The organism is uncultured Maricaulis sp. (genome assembly GCF_963975345.1).
Taxonomy (GTDB): Bacteria; Pseudomonadota; Alphaproteobacteria; order Caulobacterales; family Maricaulaceae; genus Maricaulis.
The window spans coordinates 38,853-59,318 of the sequence record NZ_CAXBGE010000006.1 but is presented as its reverse complement, the minus strand read 5'-3'; the positions used below and the strand labels follow the sequence as shown (position 1 = coordinate 59,318).

The 20,466-nt window shown below is 62.3% G+C and carries 22 protein-coding genes; 13 read left to right on the top strand and 9 right to left on the bottom strand.

Annotated elements, in window-relative coordinates; all coding sequences use genetic code 11:
* Positions 1-12: 12 nt before the first annotated feature.
* The 3 genes from AAC029_RS07900 to AAC029_RS07890 form a co-directional block, all read right to left on the bottom strand.
* On the bottom strand, positions 13-627 hold the full coding sequence (locus AAC029_RS07900; RefSeq protein ID WP_339746062.1) for a hypothetical protein: 615 nt from the start codon (positions 625-627) through the stop codon (positions 13-15).
* A gap of 6 nt (positions 628-633) precedes the next feature.
* Positions 634-2,502 carry a DUF885 domain-containing protein gene (locus AAC029_RS07895; protein WP_339746059.1) on the bottom strand — a complete coding sequence of 623 codons (1,869 nt, stop codon included), beginning with the start codon at positions 2,500-2,502 and terminating at the stop codon, positions 634-636.
* Positions 2,503-2,591: 89 nt separating this feature from the next.
* Positions 2,592-3,461 carry an SDR family NAD(P)-dependent oxidoreductase gene (locus AAC029_RS07890; protein ID WP_339746056.1) on the bottom strand — a complete coding sequence of 290 codons (870 nt, stop codon included), beginning with the start codon at positions 3,459-3,461 and terminating at the stop codon, positions 2,592-2,594.
* 542 nt (positions 3,462-4,003) lie between these two features.
* Here AAC029_RS07890 and AAC029_RS07885 point away from each other — a divergent pair.
* From AAC029_RS07885 to AAC029_RS07845, 9 genes are all read left to right on the top strand, one after another.
* Entirely contained in the window at positions 4,004-4,675 is a 672-nt protein-coding gene (locus AAC029_RS07885) for a hypothetical protein (protein ID WP_339746053.1), read from the top strand.
* A gap of 11 nt (positions 4,676-4,686) precedes the next feature.
* Positions 4,687-5,931 (top strand): efflux RND transporter periplasmic adaptor subunit, encoded by a 1,245-nt coding sequence (locus AAC029_RS07880; RefSeq protein ID WP_339746050.1) that lies wholly within the window; start codon positions 4,687-4,689, stop codon positions 5,929-5,931.
* Between the two features lie 76 nt (positions 5,932-6,007).
* The gene (locus AAC029_RS07875) at positions 6,008-6,640 is read left to right on the top strand and encodes an ATP-binding cassette domain-containing protein (protein ID WP_339746047.1); all 633 of its coding nucleotides are present in this window, start codon (positions 6,008-6,010) and stop codon (positions 6,638-6,640) included.
* On the top strand, positions 6,637-7,860 hold the full coding sequence (locus tag AAC029_RS07870) for an ABC transporter permease (protein WP_339746044.1): 1,224 nt from the start codon (positions 6,637-6,639) through the stop codon (positions 7,858-7,860). Before AAC029_RS07875 ends, AAC029_RS07870 begins: the two co-directional genes overlap by 4 nt.
* A 192-nt stretch (positions 7,861-8,052) precedes the next feature.
* Positions 8,053-8,445 carry a succinate dehydrogenase, cytochrome b556 subunit gene (gene sdhC, locus AAC029_RS07865; protein WP_339746041.1) on the top strand — a complete coding sequence of 131 codons (393 nt, stop codon included), beginning with the start codon at positions 8,053-8,055 and terminating at the stop codon, positions 8,443-8,445.
* A 3-nt stretch (positions 8,446-8,448) separates the two neighbouring features.
* Positions 8,449-8,826 carry a succinate dehydrogenase, hydrophobic membrane anchor protein gene (sdhD, locus tag AAC029_RS07860; RefSeq protein ID WP_339746039.1) on the top strand — a complete coding sequence of 126 codons (378 nt, stop codon included), beginning with the start codon at positions 8,449-8,451 and terminating at the stop codon, positions 8,824-8,826.
* Between the two features lie 12 nt (positions 8,827-8,838).
* Entirely contained in the window at positions 8,839-10,623 is a 1,785-nt protein-coding gene (gene sdhA / locus AAC029_RS07855; protein WP_339746036.1) for a succinate dehydrogenase flavoprotein subunit, read from the top strand.
* 12 nt (positions 10,624-10,635) lie between these two features.
* The gene (locus AAC029_RS07850; RefSeq protein ID WP_339746033.1) at positions 10,636-11,415 is read left to right on the top strand and encodes a succinate dehydrogenase iron-sulfur subunit; all 780 of its coding nucleotides are present in this window, start codon (positions 10,636-10,638) and stop codon (positions 11,413-11,415) included.
* 56 nt (positions 11,416-11,471) lie between these two features.
* Positions 11,472-11,840, top strand: coding sequence for a VOC family protein (locus AAC029_RS07845; RefSeq protein ID WP_339746030.1), 369 nt, complete (start codon positions 11,472-11,474; stop codon positions 11,838-11,840).
* Between the two features lie 9 nt (positions 11,841-11,849).
* Here AAC029_RS07845 and AAC029_RS07840 read toward each other — a convergent pair whose 3' ends face one another.
* Together AAC029_RS07840 and AAC029_RS07835 are read right to left on the bottom strand one after the other, a co-directional pair.
* Positions 11,850-12,953: a serine hydrolase domain-containing protein gene (locus AAC029_RS07840; RefSeq protein ID WP_339746028.1), complete on the bottom strand. Its 1,104-nt coding sequence runs from the start codon at positions 12,951-12,953 to the stop codon at positions 11,850-11,852.
* 97 nt (positions 12,954-13,050) lie between these two features.
* The gene (locus tag AAC029_RS07835; protein ID WP_339746026.1) at positions 13,051-13,938 is read right to left on the bottom strand and encodes a 1-acyl-sn-glycerol-3-phosphate acyltransferase; all 888 of its coding nucleotides are present in this window, start codon (positions 13,936-13,938) and stop codon (positions 13,051-13,053) included.
* A gap of 122 nt (positions 13,939-14,060) precedes the next feature.
* Here AAC029_RS07835 and AAC029_RS07830 point away from each other — a divergent pair, with 122 nt between their 5' ends.
* Positions 14,061-14,711, top strand: a complete 651-nt coding sequence (locus AAC029_RS07830) for a hypothetical protein (RefSeq protein WP_339746024.1) — start codon at positions 14,061-14,063, stop codon at positions 14,709-14,711.
* Between the two features lie 2 nt (positions 14,712-14,713).
* Here the strand turns inward: AAC029_RS07830 and AAC029_RS07825 are convergent, their stop codons facing one another.
* Together AAC029_RS07825 and AAC029_RS07820 are read right to left on the bottom strand one after the other, a co-directional pair.
* On the bottom strand, positions 14,714-15,445 hold the full coding sequence (locus AAC029_RS07825; protein WP_339746022.1) for a hypothetical protein: 732 nt from the start codon (positions 15,443-15,445) through the stop codon (positions 14,714-14,716).
* A 226-nt stretch (positions 15,446-15,671) separates the two neighbouring features.
* The gene (locus AAC029_RS07820) at positions 15,672-16,034 is read right to left on the bottom strand and encodes a hypothetical protein (protein WP_339746019.1); all 363 of its coding nucleotides are present in this window, start codon (positions 16,032-16,034) and stop codon (positions 15,672-15,674) included.
* A 190-nt stretch (positions 16,035-16,224) separates the two neighbouring features.
* Between AAC029_RS07820 and AAC029_RS07815 the strand changes: the two genes are divergently transcribed.
* Positions 16,225-17,724, top strand: coding sequence for a CoA-acylating methylmalonate-semialdehyde dehydrogenase (locus AAC029_RS07815; RefSeq protein WP_339746016.1), 1,500 nt, complete (start codon positions 16,225-16,227; stop codon positions 17,722-17,724).
* Positions 17,725-17,815: 91 nt separating this feature from the next.
* Here AAC029_RS07815 and AAC029_RS07810 read toward each other — a convergent pair whose 3' ends face one another.
* Entirely contained in the window at positions 17,816-18,208 is a 393-nt protein-coding gene (locus AAC029_RS07810; protein WP_339746014.1) for a hypothetical protein, read from the bottom strand.
* Positions 18,209-18,361: 153 nt separating this feature from the next.
* On the bottom strand, positions 18,362-18,730 hold the full coding sequence (locus tag AAC029_RS07805) for an STAS/SEC14 domain-containing protein (RefSeq protein WP_339746010.1): 369 nt from the start codon (positions 18,728-18,730) through the stop codon (positions 18,362-18,364).
* 142 nt (positions 18,731-18,872) lie between these two features.
* On the opposite strand from AAC029_RS07805, the gene AAC029_RS07800 reads away from it, so the two are divergent.
* Both AAC029_RS07800 and AAC029_RS07795 read left to right on the top strand, forming a co-directional pair.
* Positions 18,873-20,012: an iron-containing alcohol dehydrogenase gene (locus tag AAC029_RS07800; RefSeq protein WP_339746007.1), complete on the top strand. Its 1,140-nt coding sequence runs from the start codon at positions 18,873-18,875 to the stop codon at positions 20,010-20,012.
* Entirely contained in the window at positions 20,009-20,437 is a 429-nt protein-coding gene (locus AAC029_RS07795) for a thioesterase family protein (RefSeq protein WP_339746004.1), read from the top strand. Before AAC029_RS07800 ends, AAC029_RS07795 begins: the two co-directional genes overlap by 4 nt.
* Positions 20,438-20,466: the final 29 nt, after the last annotated feature.

Below are 20,466 nucleotides of genomic sequence, written 5' to 3'. Positions count from 1 at the left end.
CAAGCCTTGAGGTCAAGCGCGGCTGGCAATCACCCGCCGGATTCCCTCGCCCGCCAGAACGGTCCAGAACGCCAGCAGCGTGTGGTAGATGTGCCAGTTGGCGATGCCGAACGTGGTTTCCTCGCGACTGCCACCGATCACGACCGAAGCAAAGCCGAGCAAAAGCCAGGCGAACAGCCAGAGCAGACCGGTCTGCCAGCGGCGATGCACGAGCAGGGCGATGCTGGCGGCGAGGCCCAGCAGCAGGGCCAGTTTTGGGAGCAGAGCCAGCAGGTCAGCGCTGCCCGGCCAAGCCATCATGCCGAGGATCAGAACCGGAATTCCGATCCGCAAATAGCGTCCCACGCCCGACGGTAGCCGGATCGGAAAAGCCTCCCAAGCGACGCCGAGCGCGATCAGCAACATGCCGGCAGCGCCAGCGAATGTGCTTGCCAGACTATGCCATTGCGCCAGCCCCTCGACCTGGCCTGTCGCGAAGCGGACCACGCCAACGAGGGCGGCCAAGCCGATGAACGCCAAGCCAAGCCGGACCATGCGGACATCGCCCTTGCGGCGATGCGGCCAGAGCCGCCAGATGCCGAGGCCGCAGCCGAGGACCACGAGAAAATCTGTGAGGGCGAACATCATGGCGATCTAGTCCTGGTTTGCGGCGTCTTGCTCGTCCATCCACCGGTGCATCTTGGCGTCGAGCGCCGAGAGCGGCATTGAGCCGTCCTGCAGCAAGACGTCGTGGAAGGCGCGAATGTCGAAGCTTTCGCCAAGGCGTTCCTCGGCTTCCGCCCGCAGGTCTCGCATCAGCAATTCACCGGTCTTATAGGCCAGCGCTTGGCCGGGCCAGGAGATATAACGCAGCACTTCGGTGCGGATATTGTGCGGTGCCAGGGCCGAATTTTCGAGGAAACAGGCTTCGGCCTGGTCGCGGGTCCAGCCCATGTAATGAATGCCGGTATCGACGACGAGACGGCAGGCACGCCACATCTCATAGCTCAGCCGGCCGAACTCCTCATAGGGCGTCGTATAGATGCCCATATCGCGACCCAGAGTTTCCGAATACAGACCCCAACCCTCGCCGAAGGCGGTGATATAGGTGTCGCGGCGGAAATCCGGGACGTTTTCCAGCTCTTGCGCGATCGAGCCCTGATGGTGGTGACCGGGCACGGCCTCGTGGGCGGTCAGGGCCGGCAGGGTGTAGAGCGGGCGCTGGGTCAGATTATAGGTATTGACCATATAGCCGCCAGCCACGCCGCGCTCCATATCGCCGGGCCAATAGCGGCCGGTGGTATAGGTCGGCGCCATTGTGTCCGGCACCGGTCGCACGCCATAAGAGAGGCGCGGCAGATGGCCGAAGAAGCGCGGCATCTGATCGTCGAGCCGTTTGGCGATCCAAGAGGCGTGCATCAGCAATTCCTCCGGCGTCGAGGCGTAGAATTGCGGATCGGTCCGCAGGAAGTTGAGGAATTCGGCGAATGTACCCTCAAAGCCGGTTTCAGCGATGACGGCTTCCATCTCAGCCCGGATCCGCGCGACTTCGGCGAGCCCCCGCTGGTGCACCTCTTCCGGCGAGGTATCGAGCGTGGTGTGGAAGCGCACCAGTGTCTGGTAATAGGCACGGCCGCCGGGCACATCGGAAATGCCAAGACTGGTGCGGGTTTGCGGCACGTACTCATCGCGAAAAAAGCTGGCCAGGGCGACATAGGCGGGCTGGGCGGAGCTTTCGATCGCGGCGACGGCCTGCGCATAGAGGCGCGCGCGTTCGGCGGCTGGCAATGAGGTCGGCAGATCGTCGATCGGCTCGATCAGGATCGCCCGCAGCGTTGCCGGATCGCTCAGGCCGGTGACTTGGTCGGCGGCGGATTCAGCGATGATGCGTGGCTGGGTAAAACCGGCCTCGAGGCCGCGCCGCATCCAGTTGATATTCTGTTGGAAATAACCGGCAATCCCATTGATGCGGCGGATCCAGGCTTCGCCTTCGGCAATCGTGCGCGGCCGGGCGGATGAGGCGGCATAGGAGGGCGAGAAGAAGAAACCGCTATCGGAATTGAAGGCGATGCGGGCCTCATCGAAGGGCGCCAGCTCGGTTCGGAACCGCAGGATATAGTCGAGCACAGCACGCGAGACCTGGTCGCTTTGGGACAATGTGGCAGCGTCGATGCCATCAAGCCGCGCAAGGAAGTCGGCCTCGGCGGCAAATTGAGCCGCCAGTGTTTCCGGCGAGATATCGGCCCATTGCCCCAGCGCTTCCAGATCGCCGCGGCGACCGCGCTCGCTCGGGCTATTGGCCAGTTCGAAGGCCTCAAAATCTGTGACCAGCGCCGCGAACGCCGCCGTGGCTGTGGCGTCGGCTGGCTCAGTTTGTGCCGCTGGAGCGGCGACTTCGGAAATGGTCTGACTGGCCGGTGCTGCGGTCTCGCTAGCGGGCACCTCAGCGCTCTGGCCACAAGCGGCCAATGCCAGGGCCATCAAGCCGGCGATCGAGGCGTGCGAAATCGTGCGGTAGCTCATATCAGTCCCCCAAGCGCCTCGGGCGCCCCTTCGTATTTCGAGTGCAATCATTCTCGACCACACGGCGATTGTCGGCAAGCGGTGCGGCTTCAGTGCTCGCGCCGCGTCAGCCCGAGACGCTTGGCGAGAATATTATTGACCATGCGTTCCGGCAGCATGCGGGGCAGCGACCAATTGGTGAAGCGCTGGGGCACGATGGCATAGCGAAAGCGCGGCTTGTCCTCGCTCAGAGCGCGAAAGGCGCGGTCAGCGATCACCGAGGGCGGGAAGCCTTCCGGGCCGCTCTTGCTCATGTAATTGCGCAGCCGGGTCAGGGCCTTGTAATAGGCCGAGCCCTCATAGGGCGTAATGTCGACTTCATCGGATTTGGACCAGATGGGGGTCGCCACGGCGCCGGGTCCGAGCACGATCACTTCGATCCCGAACAACATCATTTCACGGCGCAGCGATTTGGACAGGCCTTCGACGGCGTGTTTTGAGGCCGAATAGGGGCCCAGAAAAGGCCCCCCCATCTCGCCGGCCACCGAAGACATCATCACGATCCGGCCCGGCTCACCGCTCAGACTCTCATCGGCGCCAAGCAAAGGTCCGAACGCTTGGGTGGCGCGGACGACGCCGGTGACATTGACGTCGAGCTGATGCTGGAACTCCTCGATCGGCAAAGTGAGCATCGGGCCAGCGACCGCGATCCCGGCATTATTGACCAGCCCTTTCAACTTCACGCCCTTGAGGGCCGCCCGGACCGTGTCCGCGGCGCCCTGCATCGAGGCCATATCGGTGACTTCCATCGTCAACGGTGTGACGGTGGCACCAAATTCTTCCTTCAGACGGTCAGCATCCGCCTGTTTGCGAACGCCAGCGAAGACATGCCAGCCCTCGGCGACCAGCTTGGCTGTGCAGGCATGGCCGATGCCGGTGGAGGCACCAGTGACGACGGCGGTGGGGGACGGGTTGTTCATGATCAGCTCCCTGTGTCGGCGACAGGCTAGTCTGCTTGCAGGAGATTGCCATACGGATTTTGCCATTCGGCCAATCCGATAGCGGTCGCGCCCAAATCTTCTGCGGCAATGGGCTGTGGCAGCAGGGGATGGTCATCGGGAAAGTCAGATTGAAATGCAGGGTCCATCGGTCGATCAAAAATTCCGGTGGGTGGTAATTCGTGAAAAACACTTTTGGGTTGCATTGCCCTCAGTGTAATGCTTAGCTGTTGGAGCCTTGCAAGGTTCTACATCAAACTAGACTTGGAGAATCTGACATGAAACGACTTGTTGCGGCTATGGTATTTACCCTGGCACTTGGCGGCGCGGCTTGGGCAAACTGTCAAACTTGCTTTGCTCGGTGCGATGGTTGGTACCCTGATGAGCCCGAACTCAACGCGGCCTGCAAAAATGGCTGCGCTTATGCCTGCCTTCCCGAATAGCAGGCCCAGTGTCTAAAGTCGGCCCGCTCCGGTGCTGCTCTGCCGGTACCGAGTGGGTCGCCGAATTTGGAGATGTCCGTCATGATCACTCTCTTGCTAAGCGCCCTGTTGTTCACCACATCGACCGATGCGTCTTGTCCCCCCATCAATTTTGATGAATTGCAGCCTCCACGTGGCGAGGAGTTCGTCTATTCCTTCTGGCGTGACGGGGGAATGCAGCCCGGCGCACTGCGGATCGAGATCGGCCAATCGCGCGCCGGTCAGGTGCGCGCGGAGATGTCTTACCTTCTTGTCAACGGGCAGTGGACTCCGCCAGCGACCTTTCGCGCTTTCGCCGGCGTGATCCTTCGCAGCGAGTCGGAGTTGGGCGGAAGCTCTCCCAGGCAGCTGAGTATCCGCTCCGTGAGCCCGCCAATCATGTCCCGCAGCCTGTCGGAGGGCGATGAGGTGCGTATCCCCGCAGTCGAAACCGTAACCGACTCGTCCGGCGAAACCCTGCGCCACCAGGGCGAATATGTGATAAGCCATGCGGGTTGTGGCGAGCTGATCCATGATGGTGAAAGCGTCCAGACCCGAAGGTTGAGGGTTAGCTATTTTCGCTTCATCGGACAGCCTGAGGAGGGCTGGACCTTGACCAATCCTGTGCAAATCTATGACATTCCTGTCGGCGCCAACTGGTTTTACGCCCTGCATCGCGAAGCCAATCACCCAATGCAGCAAGGAACGGTCATGGAGGGCTATACGGCCCCGTAGGAGAGTTGAGCTTGAGTTCTGGATCCGGGGGAAAGTTCGGCGTCTGTCTGGTGGCCGGCTTGGCCCTCGCGAGCCTCATGGGCTGCGATGGCGCAGGAGGTGTGCGGGGACAGGCGGGACAGAATTCCTACGTCACCGCGACTGCCGAGATCGGTGATATCCTTGAGGTGATCCCGGCTGTCGGCCCCGTGCGGGCGGCGACTGAAGTGGAAATCGGTGCCGAAGTGACGGGCCGGATTTTGGAAATTCACGCTGATTTCAACGATTCGGTCTCGGCAGGCGACCTGCTGGCCCGGATCGACCCGGCCCGGTTTGAGAGCGCTGTCGCCCAGGCGCAGGCCCAACTCGCGGCGCGCGAGGCTGCCACACGTTCCGTTGCCGCCCACCTGGATGAAGCCCGCGCGCAGCTTGCACGTCTTGAGCGGCTGGCCGCTCTGCCCTCTGGACGGCAGGCCGAGCTTGAAAATGCGCAATTTGGGGTGCGCGCGCTTGAGGCCGACCTACAAGGCGCTAGCGCCAATGCCGACCTGGCGCGCGAAGCCCTGCGGCGCGCCGAAATTGATCTTGAACGGACAGAAATCCGTTCACCGGTCGATGGCTTTGTCCTCGACCGGCGCGTCGAGCTCGGCCAGGCGGTCAATGCTTTGCAGAGCTCGCCAACCGTGTTCGTCGTCGCCAGCAATCTCGACAGGATGCAAATTGAAGCGAGCGTGCCGGAAGCCGACATCACCCGGATCGAGGACGGCATGACAGTCCGCGCCACTGTGGACGCCAATCCGGGCCGGCCCTTCGCGGGCACGATCAGCGCCATCCGGCGCGCGCCCGTTCGCTTGGGACGCTTCGTCAGCTATGAGGTCATTGTCGAGGTTGACAACAGGCTGGGAGAACTTTTGCCCGGTATGACCGCTTCGGTCGAATTTGTCCGCAGCGACGCCCGCTCGGTCCTGCGCATTCCCATCGAAGCGCTGTATTTCGAACCGCGTGGCTATGTGCCCGAGTTTTCTCCGGAACTCATAGCAGAGCTTGAGCGAAGGGCGGGCCGAGCGCTTCCCGACGAGCCGACGCTGAGGCGGGCCACCTTGCGTGGGTTTGAGACAGGTGAGCTCCATCGCCGCGGATTACGCCGAATTTTCGTAGCCAAGGATCAGGGCTGGGAAGCCCGTGAAATCCGCGTCGGCGGCGAGGACCAGACCTATATCGAAGTGATTGACGGGCTTGAACCGGGTGAAGAGGTCATAACCGGCAATGCAAGATGACTCTGGTGACGCTGAAATTCTCCGGGTTGACGGGGTAAGCAGGGTCTATCGGTCCGGCCGGGAAGACGTGGCCGCTTTGAGCGGCGCCGATCTCGCCCTCGTGGCGAAAGAAATCACGGTGTTGCGCGGGCGATCGGCGTCCGGAAAAACGACCTTGTTGAACCTCGCCGGGTTGCTGGATCGGCCGAGCGAAGGCCGAGTCCTGTTCATGGGCACCGATACCCGGCCTCTGAGTGACCGCGAGCTCGCGCAATTGCGGCGGGGCAAGCTGGGCTACGTGCTTCAGGACTCCGGCGTGGTGGAACGCATGACGGCGCTCGATAATGTCGCGCTACCGGGATTGTTTTCCGGCCGCACCATTGACGCGTCTCGCGAGCTTGCCAGAGCCGCGCTGGACGATGTGGAGCTTGGCGGCAAGGCGCATCGCCTCGTTGGTCAGCTTTCCGGCGGGGAGCGGATGCGCGTCGGGCTCGCCCGCGCACTGGTCCTTTCGCCGAAGCTGGTCATCTGCGATGAACCGACCGCTTCGCTTGATGCCGAAACGGCAATCATGGTCGTCGGTCACCTCAGGCGAGCCGCCGCAAGCGGGGCCTGCATCCTTGCCGCGAGCCACGATCCCATTGTGATCGATCAGGCCGACCGGACCGTGACCCTGACGGCCGGCCGCATCACGGGCGACAGCATGACCAAAGCCGGGGTTGGTTCATGATGCGGATCGCCGCCCTTTTCCATCTGGCCCTGTGGTCGGCCTTCAGTCGTCCGATGCGCGCCGCGCTGATGATCGCGACCCTGGCGGGTGGCACAGCCGGGGTTGCGCTGACGGCGGGTGTATTGAGTGGCTATGCCCGTGCCATGGAGGCCCTCACTTTCGGTGCCTATTCCCGCTCCCTGGTCATCAGTGAGAATCGCCTGATCGAAGACCGGTTTGGCCCACCACGGGTCGCTGATATCGCCCGTCTCCGCGAAGTCCTGGGCGACCGCGTGGAGGCAACCGCCGCCTGGCGGATGTCCGTGGCAGATGTCCGGGCTGGCCGGGAACAAACTTCCCTCACGGTGTTCGGTGTGAGTGGAGCATTCGGTTATGAGGCGGACATGCCCGTCGTCCAGGGCCGCGTTCTGACGGCCGCCGAAACGGCTGGCACCGAGCGCCTGTGTTTGCTGGGACCGGGGGCCTTCCGGATGCTCTTTCCCGACGGGGCAGGAGACGCCGCAAGCTTCAGGATCAACGGGGTAAGCTGCTCGCTTGCGGGCGTTCTTGGCGAGCCACGGTCGCAGCTGGCCGAACGGTATCGCAATTCTGTCATCACCCCGTTTGCCGCTGCCGCCCGCTATTTTGAAGCGCCGGACAGTGTCAGCTTTCCGACGCTGGCCCATGAGGTCGAGCGATTGACCATTGTCCTCACCCCCGGCACCGACCGGGACGCCGCCCTGATCGACGCGGATCGGGCGCTGCGCCGCGCGCACGGAGCCTCGCAGACCAACTCGCCCCCGTTCATTTATGCCGATCCGGCCGCGCCAGCGGAAGCGATGGCGCGCCAGCGCGATTTGATCGCCCGACTGTTGATCGCGATCGCCTTGGTGTCGATTATGGTCGCCGTCACCGGATATGCCGCTGCATCCATGGCCGCAGTGGACATGAAAAAGCGCGACATCGCCCTCATGATGATGAGCGGGGCAAGTGCCGGAAATATCCTCGTTCAAGTGCTGATGGAAGGGCTCGTGCTGGGCGCTGTTGGGGGTATTGCGGGTATTATTCTGGTCGGCGGCGCTGCGGCGCTGGCACAAGCCGTTGTCAGCTTCCCGTTTGATCTGGACCTCAAGCTTGGCCTTCTCGTGCTGGCGGGTGGAGCCGCAACCGGACTCCTGGCCAGTATAGGTCCGGCGCGCAAAGCCGCGTCGGGTTCTCCGGCCCTGAATTCCCGTAGCTGATCGTGCCCGCCATTCGCCGGCGGGTTCTTCAGTAATTCAGGCCCGGCGGGCATAAATGTCTGCAACTTGTCAGCGGTCTGCGCCTCACCGCGTTGACCCTGACAATGTGCGGCCTATTGTGCGGGGTGAGACTCAAGGCTGATGCGCGTCCTGCGTTCGGCGATACCGACACTGCTTTCGAAAGGGTGCCTCATGGCTTCCGACTGGTCCGATCCGCGGCCGATGTCACCACACCTTCAGGTCTGGCGCTGGCATGCGACGATGGCATCTTCGATTCTTCACCGGGTCACCGGCATTGGCAATTATATCGGTGCGGTCGCGATTGCGGTCTGGCTGGTCTTGCTGGCCTTCGGCGCTGAGGGTTCGATTGCCTTCCTGTTCGAGGGCTGGATGGCCTGGGTGACGCGCTTCGGCCTGATCCTGTTGACCTATTCAGTGAGCTTTCACTGGCTCAATGGTCTGCGGCATCTGTTCTGGGACATCGGCAAGGGATTTGACCCCAAGGGTTCGAATTTCCGTTCGATGGCGATCATGGTGGTTGCGGTCATCCCGACCGCCGCCCTCTGGCTTGGCTTTGGGAGCTGATCGATGACGGATTACAGAACCCCTGCCGCCAAAGTGCGCGGCCTCGGCGCTTCCGGACACGGCACAGCGCATTTCATCGCCCAGCGCGCCACCTCGGTCGCGCTCTTCTTTCTCGTGCCGGTCTTTGTCTGGCTGCTCGCAACATCCGGCGCCCCGGACCCGTCCGCGATGCGGACCCTGCTCGCTTCGCCCTTCGGCGCGATCGTGACCCTGCTGACGCTGACCGCCGGCTTCCATCATATGCGGTCCGGCCTGCAGGTCGTGATCGAAGACTATATTCACAAGCCCGGCACCAAGGTGATGCTTCTGCTCGGCAATACATTTCTGACACTGGGCCTGTGGCTGGTCACGGTGTTCGCTCTTGTCAAACTCGCGCTGTAACGGACGTTCTTCATGGCCGACTACAAATGGATCGATCACACCTATGATGTTGTGGTCGTTGGTGCTGGCGGCTCCGGCCTGCGCGCTGCCCTGGGTGCCTCGCAAGCCGGTCTGAAGACCGCCTGCATCAGCAAGGTCTTCCCGACCCGCTCCCACACCGTCGCGGCGCAGGGCGGGATTTCCGCCTCGCTCGGCAATATGGGTGAGGATGACTGGCGCTGGCATATGTATGACACCGTCAAGGGCTCCGACTGGCTCGGTGACCAGGACGCGATCGAATATCTCTGCCGCCAGGCCCCGGCCGCCGTTTACGAGCTGGAACATTGGGGCGTGCCCTTCTCGCGCACCGAGGATGGCAAGATCTATCAGCGCGCCTTCGGCGGCATGACCCGCAATTTCGGCGAAGGTCCGGTCCAGCGCACCTGCGCCGCCGCCGACCGCACCGGTCACGCCATCCTGCACACGCTCTACGGCCAGTCCGTGCGGCATGAGACGGAATTCTTCATCGAGTATTTCGCCCTCGATCTGATCATGGATGACGGTGTCTGCCGTGGCATCACCGCCTGGAAGCTTGATGACGGCACTTTGCACCGCTTCCACGCCCAGACCGTGATCCTGGCGACTGGCGGCTATGGCCGCGCCTTCTTCTCGGCGACTTCGGCCCACACCTGTACCGGTGACGGTAATGCGATGGTGCTGCGCGCCGGTCTGCCATTGCAGGACATGGAATTCGTTCAATTCCACCCGACCGGAATTTACGGCGCCGGCTGCCTGATCACCGAAGGCGCGCGCGGCGAAGGCGGTTATCTGACCAATTCCGAAGGCGAGCGCTTCATGGAGCGCTATGCGCCATCGGCCAAGGATCTGGCCTCGCGCGATGTCGTCTCACGCGCGATGACGCTGGAGATCCGCGAGGGTCGCGGCGTCGGTCCGAACAAGGATCACATCTATCTGCATCTCGACCATCTCGATCCGGCCGTCCTCCATGAACGCCTGCCCGGCATTTCCGACAGCGCCCGTATCTTTGCCGGTGTCGATGTCACCAAAGACCCGATCCCGGTCCTGCCGACGGTCCATTATAATATGGGCGGCATCCCGACCAATTATCACGGCGAGGTTCTCACCAAGGTCGGCGATAATGCCGATACGGTCGTGCCGGGCCTGATGGCGGTCGGCGAAGCGGCCTGCGTCTCGGTGCATGGTGCCAATCGCCTCGGCTCCAATTCGCTGATCGATCTGGTGGTGTTCGGCCGCGCCGCGGGCCTGCGCCTTGGCGAGACCGTGACGCCGGGTGCGGCCCAGCCAGAATTCAAACCGGAAGAGGGCCAGAATTCCCTCGATCGGCTCGACAAATATCGCCACGCCTCGGGCGCAACACCGACCGCGAAACTGCGGCTGCAAATGCAGCACGGCATGCAGAATAACTGCGCCGTCTTCCGCACCGGCGACGTCCTCAATGAGGGCATCGAGGCGATGCGTCAGGTCTACAAGAACATGGCCGATATCGGCGTGTCTGATCGCTCGATGATCTGGAATACCGATCTGATGGAAACCCTCGAGCTCGACAATCTGCTCGCCCAAGCGGCGGTCACCGTCAATGGCGCTGCCAATCGCGAAGAGAGCCGTGGCGCCCACGCCCGCGAGGATTTCCCGGACCGCGATGACAAAACCTGGATGAGACACACCCTCGCCTGGTGCGACGACAAGGGCGATGTGAAAATCGATTACAGACCCGTCCACGCCTACACGATGTCGAAGGATATCGACTACATCGTGCCGAAAGCCCGGGTTTATTGAGGGAAGACGAAAATGGTTCAGCTAACACTTCCCCGCGGATCTGATCCGGTCAAAGGCAAGGCTTGGCCCAAGCCTGACGGCGCCAAGAACGTCCGGACCTTCAAGATTTACCGCTATGATCCGGAGAGCGGCAATCCGCCGAGTTGGGACACTTACAAGGTTGATCTCGACGCCTGTGGGCCGATGGTTCTCGATGCCATTTTGTGGATCAAGAATAATGTCGACGCGACGCTGGCTTTCCGGCGCTCCTGCCGCGAGGGCGTGTGCGGCTCCTGCTCGATGAATATCGGTGGCCGCAACACCATCGCCTGCACCGCCGGGATTGATGAGTATGACGGCACCGTCACCATCTCGCCTCTGCCCCACCAGGCCGTGGTGCGCGATCTGATCCCGGATCTGACGCAATTCTACGCCCAGCACGCGGCGATCAAACCCTATCTCCAGACCGACACACCGGCCCCGGAGAAGGAGTGGCTGCAATCGCCCACAGAACGGGCTGAGCTCGACGGGGCCTATGAGTGCATCATGTGCGCCTGTTGCTCGACCGCCTGCCCGTCCTATTGGTGGAATGACGATAAATATCTCGGGCCTGCCGCCCTGCTGAATTCCTATCGCTGGCTGGCCGACAGCCGCGACGAAGCCAAGGGCGAACGCCTCGACGAGCTTGACGATCCGTTCAAGCTCTATCGTTGCCACACGATCATGAATTGCGCCCAAGTCTGCCCCAAAGGCCTCAACCCGGCCAAGGCCATTGCCAAGATCAAGACCATGCTGGTCGAACGCGAGAGCTAGAGGCTAGTCTTCCCGCGCCTCGCCATACCGGCGGCGGTGCAATGAAAGGGTGAAGCATGGCACTTGGAGCTTTTTCGATCAGCCTGGCCGTCAAGGATATCCGGGTTTCGAAGGCCTTCTACGAAGCGCTCGGCTTTGCCGAGACCGGCGGCAATATCGATCAGGGCTGGGTGGTGTTACGCCAGGACGGCAAGGTCATTGGCTTGTTCCAGAACATGTTCGAAAAGAACATGCTGACCTTCAATCCGGGCTGGGGCCAGCACCGCGAGGAATTGTCAGGATTCGAGGATGTCCGCGATCTGCAGGCACGGTTGAAGCAGGCCGGCCTTGAGGTTGGCGACCTGATAGAGCCAGGCTCCGGGCCAGCTCACTTCATGCTGACTGACCCTGACGGCAATCCGATCCTGATCGACCAGCACGTCTGACGGACGCGCCTAGTCTGCCAACAAATCCCGCACGAGCGCATCCAGATATCCGTCTTCACCGAAGCCGAGCGCGTGGACTGTGTCGTCATTGACCAGGATGGCGATCGAGCGACCGGTCGCCGGGGCATAGGCGGCCAGCGCCGTGATGCCCAGACCGTCGCCGCCATGCAGCCGCAGGATCTGGTCGCCATAGGACACCTGATAGCTGCCCGGGCCGATGGCGATGACATCGCCGGTCAGGCCGAAGGCCTCCCCGCCCAGCGGCGGCTCGAAATCCAGACCGGCGACGAAGGCGCCGCTGAAATAGTCATGAGCCCAGCGCGCCAGATCAGCAGCGTTGATCGCAATCCCGCCGGCGGCATCACCGGCGGTTGCGAGCTCCCGGTTCAGACGCTCATCGAGCTGGGCCGAGCCCAGCATGCCAGCGAGCGCTTCCGAATGGCCGAGCGCGTCCGGGTCGTCCTGTGAGGTCCGGATGAGGCGGGCTGAGGCCAGGGCTTCGGGCTGGAAGATGAGCGCATCGAGAGCCTGGGCCAGAGGCAGGCCGGTTTGGCGTTCGATGATGGCGCCGAGCACAACATAATTCGCGTTGGAGTACTGGAAAGCGGGCTCCGTCTCCGGCGCGGATGCGACGGCGAACGCGCGGACCTGGTCCACCGGCCAGCTCTCGCGGCCCTCGGAATGCTCACGAAGAAAGACCTCGAAACTCAAGGCTCCCCCCATATATTCCGGCAGGCCTGAGGCGTGATGCAGTAATTGATCGACACTGACCGAGGCGGGCAGGTCGAGGCCGCTCAGCCTCGCCGCCGAGTCCGATAAGCCCAGCCGGCCTTGATCGGCGAGCACCAGGATCGCTGCTGCGGTGAAGGTCTTGGACACGCTGGCAATGCTGAAGCTGTCATCAGGCTCCAGCGCAGCGCCGCCCTCGGTGCGGTTGCCGCTGACGGCCAGTATCGCATTTCTCCCATCATAGATCGCGACGGCAACGCCTTGTACGCCGGTCTCCTGGCGCCAGGCCGTGAGGCGGCTGTCAAGATCCTCAGCCAGGACTGTGGAGGCCAGGCTCAGAGCGCCGAGCACGGGGAGAAATAGGGTCTGAAATCGCATCGACATGGCCGCCTCAAGGTGTTGGTGTCACCCTTGAGATGCCTGCCGACGGGAGGATGGATGCGGCACGTCTGCAATTGAGCGCGCCGTCAAACCGTGCGGATCACTTGCCCCAGGCGGTCCGCTCGCAAATATCACGCATCATGGCGGTCGCTTCCGCATCGCTGCCGTCATCGGGACCGATCTGCATCGCGCGGCCGAAGGCGAGGGCGTAGCGCGCATCGGCCTTGCCCATAAAGCCGTGGAAGATCGTCATGTCCTTCAGCTCCTCATTGATCTGAGCGAGGGCGTAATACAGGATCGGCATGCGCTGGCGAACCGCGAGCGGAATGATCGGCGCCTTGAACTTTCGCGCCAGGCTGACGGCGGTCGGATGCCAGGGCTTTTCGACCAATTGCCACTTGCTCCAACTCCATTCCGACATCCGGCCGGAGGGGAAGATGACGATGCATTGTTCAGCCTTGAAGGCTTCTATGGCGCGTTTGAGCATGTCGCGTGACTGGGTGCGCGAGCGGGCATCGTCGCGCCATTCGACCGGGATGATGCGCTCTTCCAGTCCGGGACAGACTTTGAGGGCGTCACGATTGGCGAAGAAGAGCGTGTCGGGGCGCTTGGCTTTGAGCGCGTCCCAGACGGCGACGCCATCGGCGATGCCGCCGGGATGATTGGACACGATCACACAGGCGCCGGTCTCCGGCACATGCTCCAGTCCGGTCACGCCGACATCGAGTCCGAGATAATCCGAGCACCAGTCGAGGCAATCCGTGCCGGTGCGGGCGATGATCGCATCGACCATGGCGACGGCGCGGCGATAGCCCAGCAGCGGATAACCGATCGATTTGATGATCGGCCAGAGCGGCGTGTTGATCAGCCGTGGCGCGCGATCTTCGATCAGATCATCGACGACATGTTTCGGTGCGGCCGGCAGAAAGGAATCATCTGTTTCCATCCGATCACCAAAGCCCGGCTCGGGCTCGCGCGCAATCCTCATTTCGCTCTCAGGTGCGACAAGGTTAACGCGCCGTTTACGCTTTGGCCCGGCGCTTGCGAGGTGCCTCGTGAACGTTAACACCTTGTTCACGAATGGGACGCGCGATGACAATGGAAACGGCGATGACCTCGGGTACCACCCGCAAGCTGGCCACCAAACGGGCCCGGATCGAAGATGATCTGGTTGCGGACTATCTCACCGCTGCTCTGAAGCCGGGCGACCGGACGCTGCAAATCGGCGCTTCTGATCTGGGCACGGTCTTCCTGCAACGCGGCGCTTTCCATGAAGTGATCGCACCGATCGCCGCCATCGACGCGCTGCAGACCCAGTGCGAGCGGCGCAACATCAAGTTTGATCGCCTGCGCAGCCAGTCGAACGCGGCCAGCAATTCCCAGCTCGATGCCGCCCTGATCGGCACAGATCTCGGCTTCCCGACCATGGCCGGCAATTGGCGCCTGATCGCTAGTCGGCTGAAGCTGGGCGGCGTGCTGATCCTGATGGGCACCGGGCGTGGTTCGCCGGCCCGCTTGGCTGACGCGCTGATCTCGGATGAAGGCTGGAGCCTGCAGGAAATGATCGCTGGCGATGTGGCGGTCTTTCGCAAGACCAGCGTCTATGACGAAGCTGAGACCCGGACCCGGCTGTCGGCGGCCGGCGATCCGAGACGGGCGCCGCGTGGCTTGAAGCCAGGCCTGATCGCAGGCGCAATGCGCACGCTGTTCGGATGGCGTGCCGGCAATCGGACCCAGCATTTGGCCCGCCGCAGCCGCTGAGATCAGAGGTCAGGCCGCTCTGTATCGCGACCCCCGCGTGGGCCACCGGATGTTGATCCGCGTCCCCCCCTGCCGCCGCTATCGGGTTGCTGAGCGCTCCGCCTCGGCCCGAAGCCTCGCGAGCCGAGATGTGGCGCGCAGGCGGGCGTTACCGGAATTGCTGTCAGCGGCTGGACCACAAACTCGGCCGCGAGGCGTTCGATTTGCGCCGTCTGGGTCGCATCGATCCGCCCGGCAATTTGCGCTTCAACCCTGTTATCCAACCGGTCGAGACCATAGGTCTGGTCGCGCGCATTATGGCGATAGACTTCGGCCCAATATGCGGCTTGGACCGGTGCGTCTTCGCTGTTGATTGACGCAAATCGCGTCGCCAGCTCAGCCTGGGCCGTCGGCCAACCGGCTTGGGCGGCCGAGGTCAGCCGGTCGAGGCCTTCAACCCGCAAATCGTCGCGCATGATGTCGGGGGTGGCGTCCTCGGTTGAGAGGCGCAGGGCGCTATAGCCGGCGAGATACTGGGCGATTTCGAACCCGGTGCCTTGGCCAGCGACACAGCGCAAAATCGGCAATGCCTGTTCGTACTGGCCCTGATCGACGAGACTGACCGCCGTGTTGAAGTCACCCGCACCGCGGCCCCCAAACATGCCGCCATGCCCTTGGGGCGAGGGCCCGCCCGGTGAGGCACAGGCGGTGAGCAGAAGCAATGCGGCGGGGGCGAGAACGGAAAAGCGGGCCATTCGGTTGGGACTCCGATACGGTGCGAGCGACAGACAAGGTACGCGTTGAGGCGGAGAATCCGTCGCAAGCCGACAAAATGCAAGCACCCGGGCGCGTAAACGCCCGGATGTTGACACATCAACCGTCCAAAACCGCCCTAGAACGGCAGGCTATAGGTCAGCGAGGTGATCTCGTTTTCAGCGAAATCGCCCTCACCAGCTCGGGCCGAACGGGTGCTGGAAAGATTTAGTCCCGCGCGGCCTGCAGAGCGTCATTGATCGCCTGCGCGATCGGCACGTCAAAGGCGCCGCCGAGCGCTTCTGCCCACTGATAATAGCCCTCGTCGAAGGCTTCAGCCGTGTCGGCCTTGTCTTCGAGCAGTTCCAGGGCCGAAGCGGCAAAGGCATCGCGGGTGAAGGGGATGTGTCCAAACACCAGCAATTCGGGACCTTCACCCATATCGACCGTGGCGGCATTGAAAATCGTGCAGTGGAAGACGATCTTGCCGTCGAGCTCGGCGGCGGCTTCGATCCGCCCGATCACAACACGGGCCTCAGGCTCACTGCTATCGCGAACGCTCCAAGCCTGGCCGACTTTATACTGCATCATGGACTCCATCCTTTGACACACCGTGCGTAAACGCGATTGCGGTCTGTACCAAGCGGGTCCAGCCGCGACTGAAGGTCGCGACGAGGTGCAGGTTCCCGTCTCGACACGGTCGGGTCAGCGTATTAAGCCAGCCGCAATGGCATGGCGCGACACCCGCAGCCATCATCAAGCTTTATCGGGAGCGAGTCACATGACGCGTGAAATCCACCACTTCATTGACGGCAAGGCCTGCAAGGGAAAGTCCGGAAAATTTGGCGATATCTTCAATCCCAATACCGGCGAAGTTCAGGCCCGGGTCCCGTTCGCGACTCGCGAGGAAGTGGCCGACGCCATCGCCGGCGCCAAGAAAGGTCAGGCCATCTGGGCCGCCACCAATCCGCAGCGCCGCGCCCGTGTGCTGATGACCTATAAAATGCTGGTCGAGGAGCGGATGGACGAACTGGCTCATCTCTTGTCCTCCGAGCACGGCAAGGTGATTGCCGACTCCAAGGGTGATCTGATGCGCGGCTTGGAAGTCATCGAGTTCGCCTGCGGCGTGCCGCACCTGATGAAGGGCGAATACACCGAGAGCGCCGGGCCTGGCATCGACGTCTATTCCATGCGCCAGCCGCTCGGCGTCGTCGCCGGCATCACACCGTTCAATTTCCCGGCGATGATTCCGATGTGGTTCATGGGCATGGCTCTGTCGACCGGCAATGCAATGATTATGAAGCCGTCGGAGAAGGATCCGTCCGTGCCGATGCGTCTGGCCGAGATCATGCTGGAAGCCGGCCTGCCTGAAGGCGTTCTGCAGGTGGTGCATGGTGACAAAACCGCCGTCGACGCCCTGATTGAGCATGACGACATCAAAGCGGTCAGCTTTGTCGGCTCGTCGAATATCGCCCATTATATTGCGCAAGGCTGCACCAAGCACGGCAAGCGCTTCCAGGCGATGGGCGGGGCCAAGAACCACGGCATCATCATGCCCGACGCCGATATGGACCAGGTCGTGAATGATTTCCTCGGCGCCGCCTATGGTTCGGCCGGCGAACGCTGCATGGCGCTGCCGGTGGCTGTACCCGTTGGCAAGAAAACCGCCGACGAATTTGTCGCCCGTATCCGCAAGGAAGCCGTCAATCTGCGCATTGGCATCTCGACCGATGACACCGCCCATTACGGCCCGGTCGTCTCGGCCGCACACCGCGCCAATATCGAGAAATACATCCAGATGGGTGTTGATGAGGGCGCCGAGCTTCTGCTCGATGGCCGCGGCTTCCAGCTGCAGGGTCATGAGAAGGGTTTCTTCATCGGCCCGACGCTGTTTGACCATGTCAAACCGGAGATGGTGTCCTATCAGGAAGAGATTTTTGGTCCCGTCCTGCAGGTCGTCCGCGCCGATAATCTGGAGGAAGCTGCGGCCCTGCCGAGCAATCACCAGTATGGCAATGGCGTTGCCATCTTCACCCGCAACGGCCTGGCGGCGCGCGAATTTGCCGCCAAGGTCAATGTCGGCATGGTCGGCATCAATGTGCCGATCCCGGTTCCCGTTGCCTATCATTCCTTCGGCGGCTGGAAGCGCTCTGCTTTTACCGACACCAATCAGTACGGCACCGACGGCATCCGCTTCTTCACCAAGATCAAGACGGTGACCCAGCGCTGGCCAACCGGTGATATCGGCGACCAGGCCTTTGTTATTCCAACGATGAACTAGAAACGGTGTTCGCGCCCCGCGGGGCCGAACGACCATCGCTGCATGGTGCGCTTCTGCCCGGTCGATTGACGGGCAGAAGTGCCCACACGGCTCAGGCCGGGGAGACCCTGCTGGTCGCCGCCTCGCGCAGCCACGCACGACCGGCATCGACATCATCGAACACCCGGCAGTTCATTGGCGCGTCTTCGATGGTCGCCCTGACCCGCTCGCCATAGGCTTCGCTCCAGCAGGTCGGCCGGATATAGGCGATCGCAAGATCGGCTTCGATGGCCTGAATAAATCCGGAAATCATCTCGCCCGACAAGGCCGCAGACTCTTGTTCCTGGACCAGGGTGGAATCGGCAAGAATTCCGGTGACGGCATGTTGCCGGAGGATTTCGCCAACCCGTTCGGCACCCCAGCCGGCCTCGCGCCGCAGCAGCTGACCGCTGCTCTCGATGACGATGATCGACTCATTTTCGATGAAGCTGACTTTTACTGGCATACGCACATATCCACACTCAGCTTGTTTTGATTGATTGAACGGAAGGCTAAGGCGCACCCACCGGGCAGACCAGTATTTCTTGATGATTATCGTCTACCTGTCGTGGGGATTTGCTGCTTTGCACCTGAGCCGTTTTGACACAGATTTTCGACCTCATTGTCGATCCAACCAAGCAATGGCGGCGTCCTCACGCTCAAAGACCTGCGTTCTCGCGCCGGCGATGAAGGCCTTGGTCTGGACGAGCATGGCATTGGGGTCGTCTGGCAGGCCTGCGGTAATGATCGCGATCGGCATTTGATGTCCGACCAGGGTAAAAAACGCGTCCATCATGGCGATCATCGCCACTGGGGTCGCCGCCACCTCCGCCGCGCGCATATCGACCATAAGTTTGAGCCCGGGATGGCGTTCCAGCTCGGCTTTGATGTGATGGTTGGAGCGATCATTATCGGCCGGGGTAATCCGGCCGGTGGCGGTTGCGACAAGGGTCTTGCCGTTGGCGAGGTAGTGATACGCAATTCCCATGACGCCCTCCCCATTTTTGTCCGGCACGATCGATCAAATCCCCGCCTGGCCGGTAGGTGCAGCGCTTGCCTTGACCCTCCAACCCGGCGAGGATGACGATACTGGCTATTCGCGTGACAGGCGAACGGAATTTGAGGAATCCATGTCGTTATTTGATTTCCGCACCGTGCCGCATATCCATATCGGAGCCGGGTCCGCTGCCCGCCTCGCCGAGCTCGCGGCACCGCTGATCGGCGAGCGCCGCCGCATTTTCCTCGTCACCGATCCCGGTGTCCGCGCCGCTGGCCTGATCGAGGGTGCGGTGACGGCACTGGAAGCGTCCGGTCTGACGGTTTCGATTTTCGATCAGGTGGTCGCCGATCCACCCGAGGCCGTGGCGCTGGCCGCCGCCGATGCAGCGCGCACCTTCGGTGCGGAAGTCATCATAGGCTTTGGTGGCGGCAGTTCGATGGACTGCAGCAAGTTAGTGGCAGTGTTATGCGGGTCGGGCGAGAGCCTAACAGCCATGTATGGCGTCAATAACGCCAGGGGTCCGCGCCTGCCGCTGATTCTCATACCCACAACGGCGGGAACCGGGTCGGAAGTGACCCCAATCTCGGTCGTGACCGTTGGTGAAACGTCGAAAATGGGCGTCAATTCGCCTGTCCTGTATGGCGATCTCGCAGTCCTCGACGCCGAACTGACCTATGGCCTGCCGCGCGCCACCACCGCGGCAACCGGCATCGACGCCATGGTCCACGCGATCGAGGCCTATACGACACGGCTCCAGAAAAATCCCGTCTCCGATGCCCTTGCCCTGGCCGGTCTCAGGAAGCTCCACGGCGCCATTGAGCGCGCCTGCACCGATGGCCGCGACACCCAAGCACGCGAGGATATGTTGCTCGGCGCACTATTGGCCGGACAGGCTTTCGCCAATGCGCCGGTCGGTGCTGTACATGCGCTGGCCTATCCGTTGGGGGGCGTGTTTCACGTGCCACACGGCCTGTCCAACTCGCTGATGTTGCCACCGGTTCTGCGCTTCAACGCGCCCGCCGCCGAGCCGCTTTATGCCGAGCTTGCCAGCCATATCGGTCTGCACGCCTCGACCCAAGGCCTGGTTGAAGAGATGGAACGCATCGCCCAATCGGTCGGGATAGAGACCCGGCTCTCCCAGCTCGGTGTCAGTCATAATGATCTGCCCCGCTTGGCCGAAGAAGCCATGCTGGTCACCCGGCTTCTGGTCAATAATCCCCGCGAAATGACGCTGGACGACGCCCACGCCTGTTACGAGGCAGTGCTGTGATCGAGACGCGGCCGCGCGCCGCCTATAGTCGCTGGCGCGACCTGCCAACCCGTTGGGCCGACAATGATATTTACGGCCACATCAATAACGCCGCCTATTACGGTTTCTTCGACACGCTGGTAAATTCATTCCTGATCGAGGAAGCCGGACTCGACATTCATCAAGGCGCTATCATCGGCCTGGTGGTCGAAACCGGCTGCAATTATTTCGCGCCGCTCGCCTATCCCGACGTGATCGAGGGCGGTCTACGGATCGCGAAAATCGGCCGTTCTTCCGTGCGTTACGAGATTTCCCTGTTCAAACCAGGCGAGGCCGAGGCCGCCGCCCAAGGCCATTTCGTCCACGTCTATGTCGACCGCGAAACCCGCCGCCCCGCGCCCCTGCCAAACGCCATGCGCGCAGCCCTGGAGGCGGTCCATGCGTGAGGTGGAGAAACCGGTCTGGCTGGCCATCG

Bases quoted from the DNA above. Each gene is read 5' to 3' on its own strand.
- AAC029_RS07900 (WP_339746062.1), bottom strand. From the start codon at position 627: ATGATGTTCGCCCTCACAGATTTTCTCGTGGTCCTCGGCTGCGGCCTC.
- AAC029_RS07895 (WP_339746059.1), bottom strand. From the start codon at position 2,502: ATGAGCTACCGCACGATTTCGCACGCCTCGATCGCCGGCTTGATGGCC.
- AAC029_RS07890 (WP_339746056.1), bottom strand. From the start codon at position 3,461: ATGAACAACCCGTCCCCCACCGCCGTCGTCACTGGTGCCTCCACCGGC.
- AAC029_RS07885 (WP_339746053.1), top strand. From the start codon at position 4,004: ATGATCACTCTCTTGCTAAGCGCCCTGTTGTTCACCACATCGACCGAT.
- AAC029_RS07870 (WP_339746044.1), top strand. From the start codon at position 6,637: ATGATGCGGATCGCCGCCCTTTTCCATCTGGCCCTGTGGTCGGCCTTC.
- sdhC (WP_339746041.1), top strand. From the start codon at position 8,053: ATGGCTTCCGACTGGTCCGATCCGCGGCCGATGTCACCACACCTTCAG.
- sdhD (WP_339746039.1), top strand. From the start codon at position 8,449: ATGACGGATTACAGAACCCCTGCCGCCAAAGTGCGCGGCCTCGGCGCT.
- sdhA (WP_339746036.1), top strand. From the start codon at position 8,839: ATGGCCGACTACAAATGGATCGATCACACCTATGATGTTGTGGTCGTT.
- AAC029_RS07850 (WP_339746033.1), top strand. From the start codon at position 10,636: ATGGTTCAGCTAACACTTCCCCGCGGATCTGATCCGGTCAAAGGCAAG.
- AAC029_RS07845 (WP_339746030.1), top strand. From the start codon at position 11,472: ATGGCACTTGGAGCTTTTTCGATCAGCCTGGCCGTCAAGGATATCCGG.
- AAC029_RS07840 (WP_339746028.1), bottom strand. From the start codon at position 12,953: ATGTCGATGCGATTTCAGACCCTATTTCTCCCCGTGCTCGGCGCTCTG.
- AAC029_RS07835 (WP_339746026.1), bottom strand. From the start codon at position 13,938: ATGAGGATTGCGCGCGAGCCCGAGCCGGGCTTTGGTGATCGGATGGAA.
- AAC029_RS07830 (WP_339746024.1), top strand. From the start codon at position 14,061: ATGACCTCGGGTACCACCCGCAAGCTGGCCACCAAACGGGCCCGGATC.
- AAC029_RS07825 (WP_339746022.1), bottom strand. From the start codon at position 15,445: ATGGCCCGCTTTTCCGTTCTCGCCCCCGCCGCATTGCTTCTGCTCACC.
- AAC029_RS07820 (WP_339746019.1), bottom strand. From the start codon at position 16,034: ATGATGCAGTATAAAGTCGGCCAGGCTTGGAGCGTTCGCGATAGCAGT.
- AAC029_RS07815 (WP_339746016.1), top strand. From the start codon at position 16,225: ATGACGCGTGAAATCCACCACTTCATTGACGGCAAGGCCTGCAAGGGA.
- AAC029_RS07810 (WP_339746014.1), bottom strand. From the start codon at position 18,208: ATGCCAGTAAAAGTCAGCTTCATCGAAAATGAGTCGATCATCGTCATC.
- AAC029_RS07805 (WP_339746010.1), bottom strand. From the start codon at position 18,730: ATGGGAATTGCGTATCACTACCTCGCCAACGGCAAGACCCTTGTCGCA.
- AAC029_RS07800 (WP_339746007.1), top strand. From the start codon at position 18,873: ATGTCGTTATTTGATTTCCGCACCGTGCCGCATATCCATATCGGAGCC.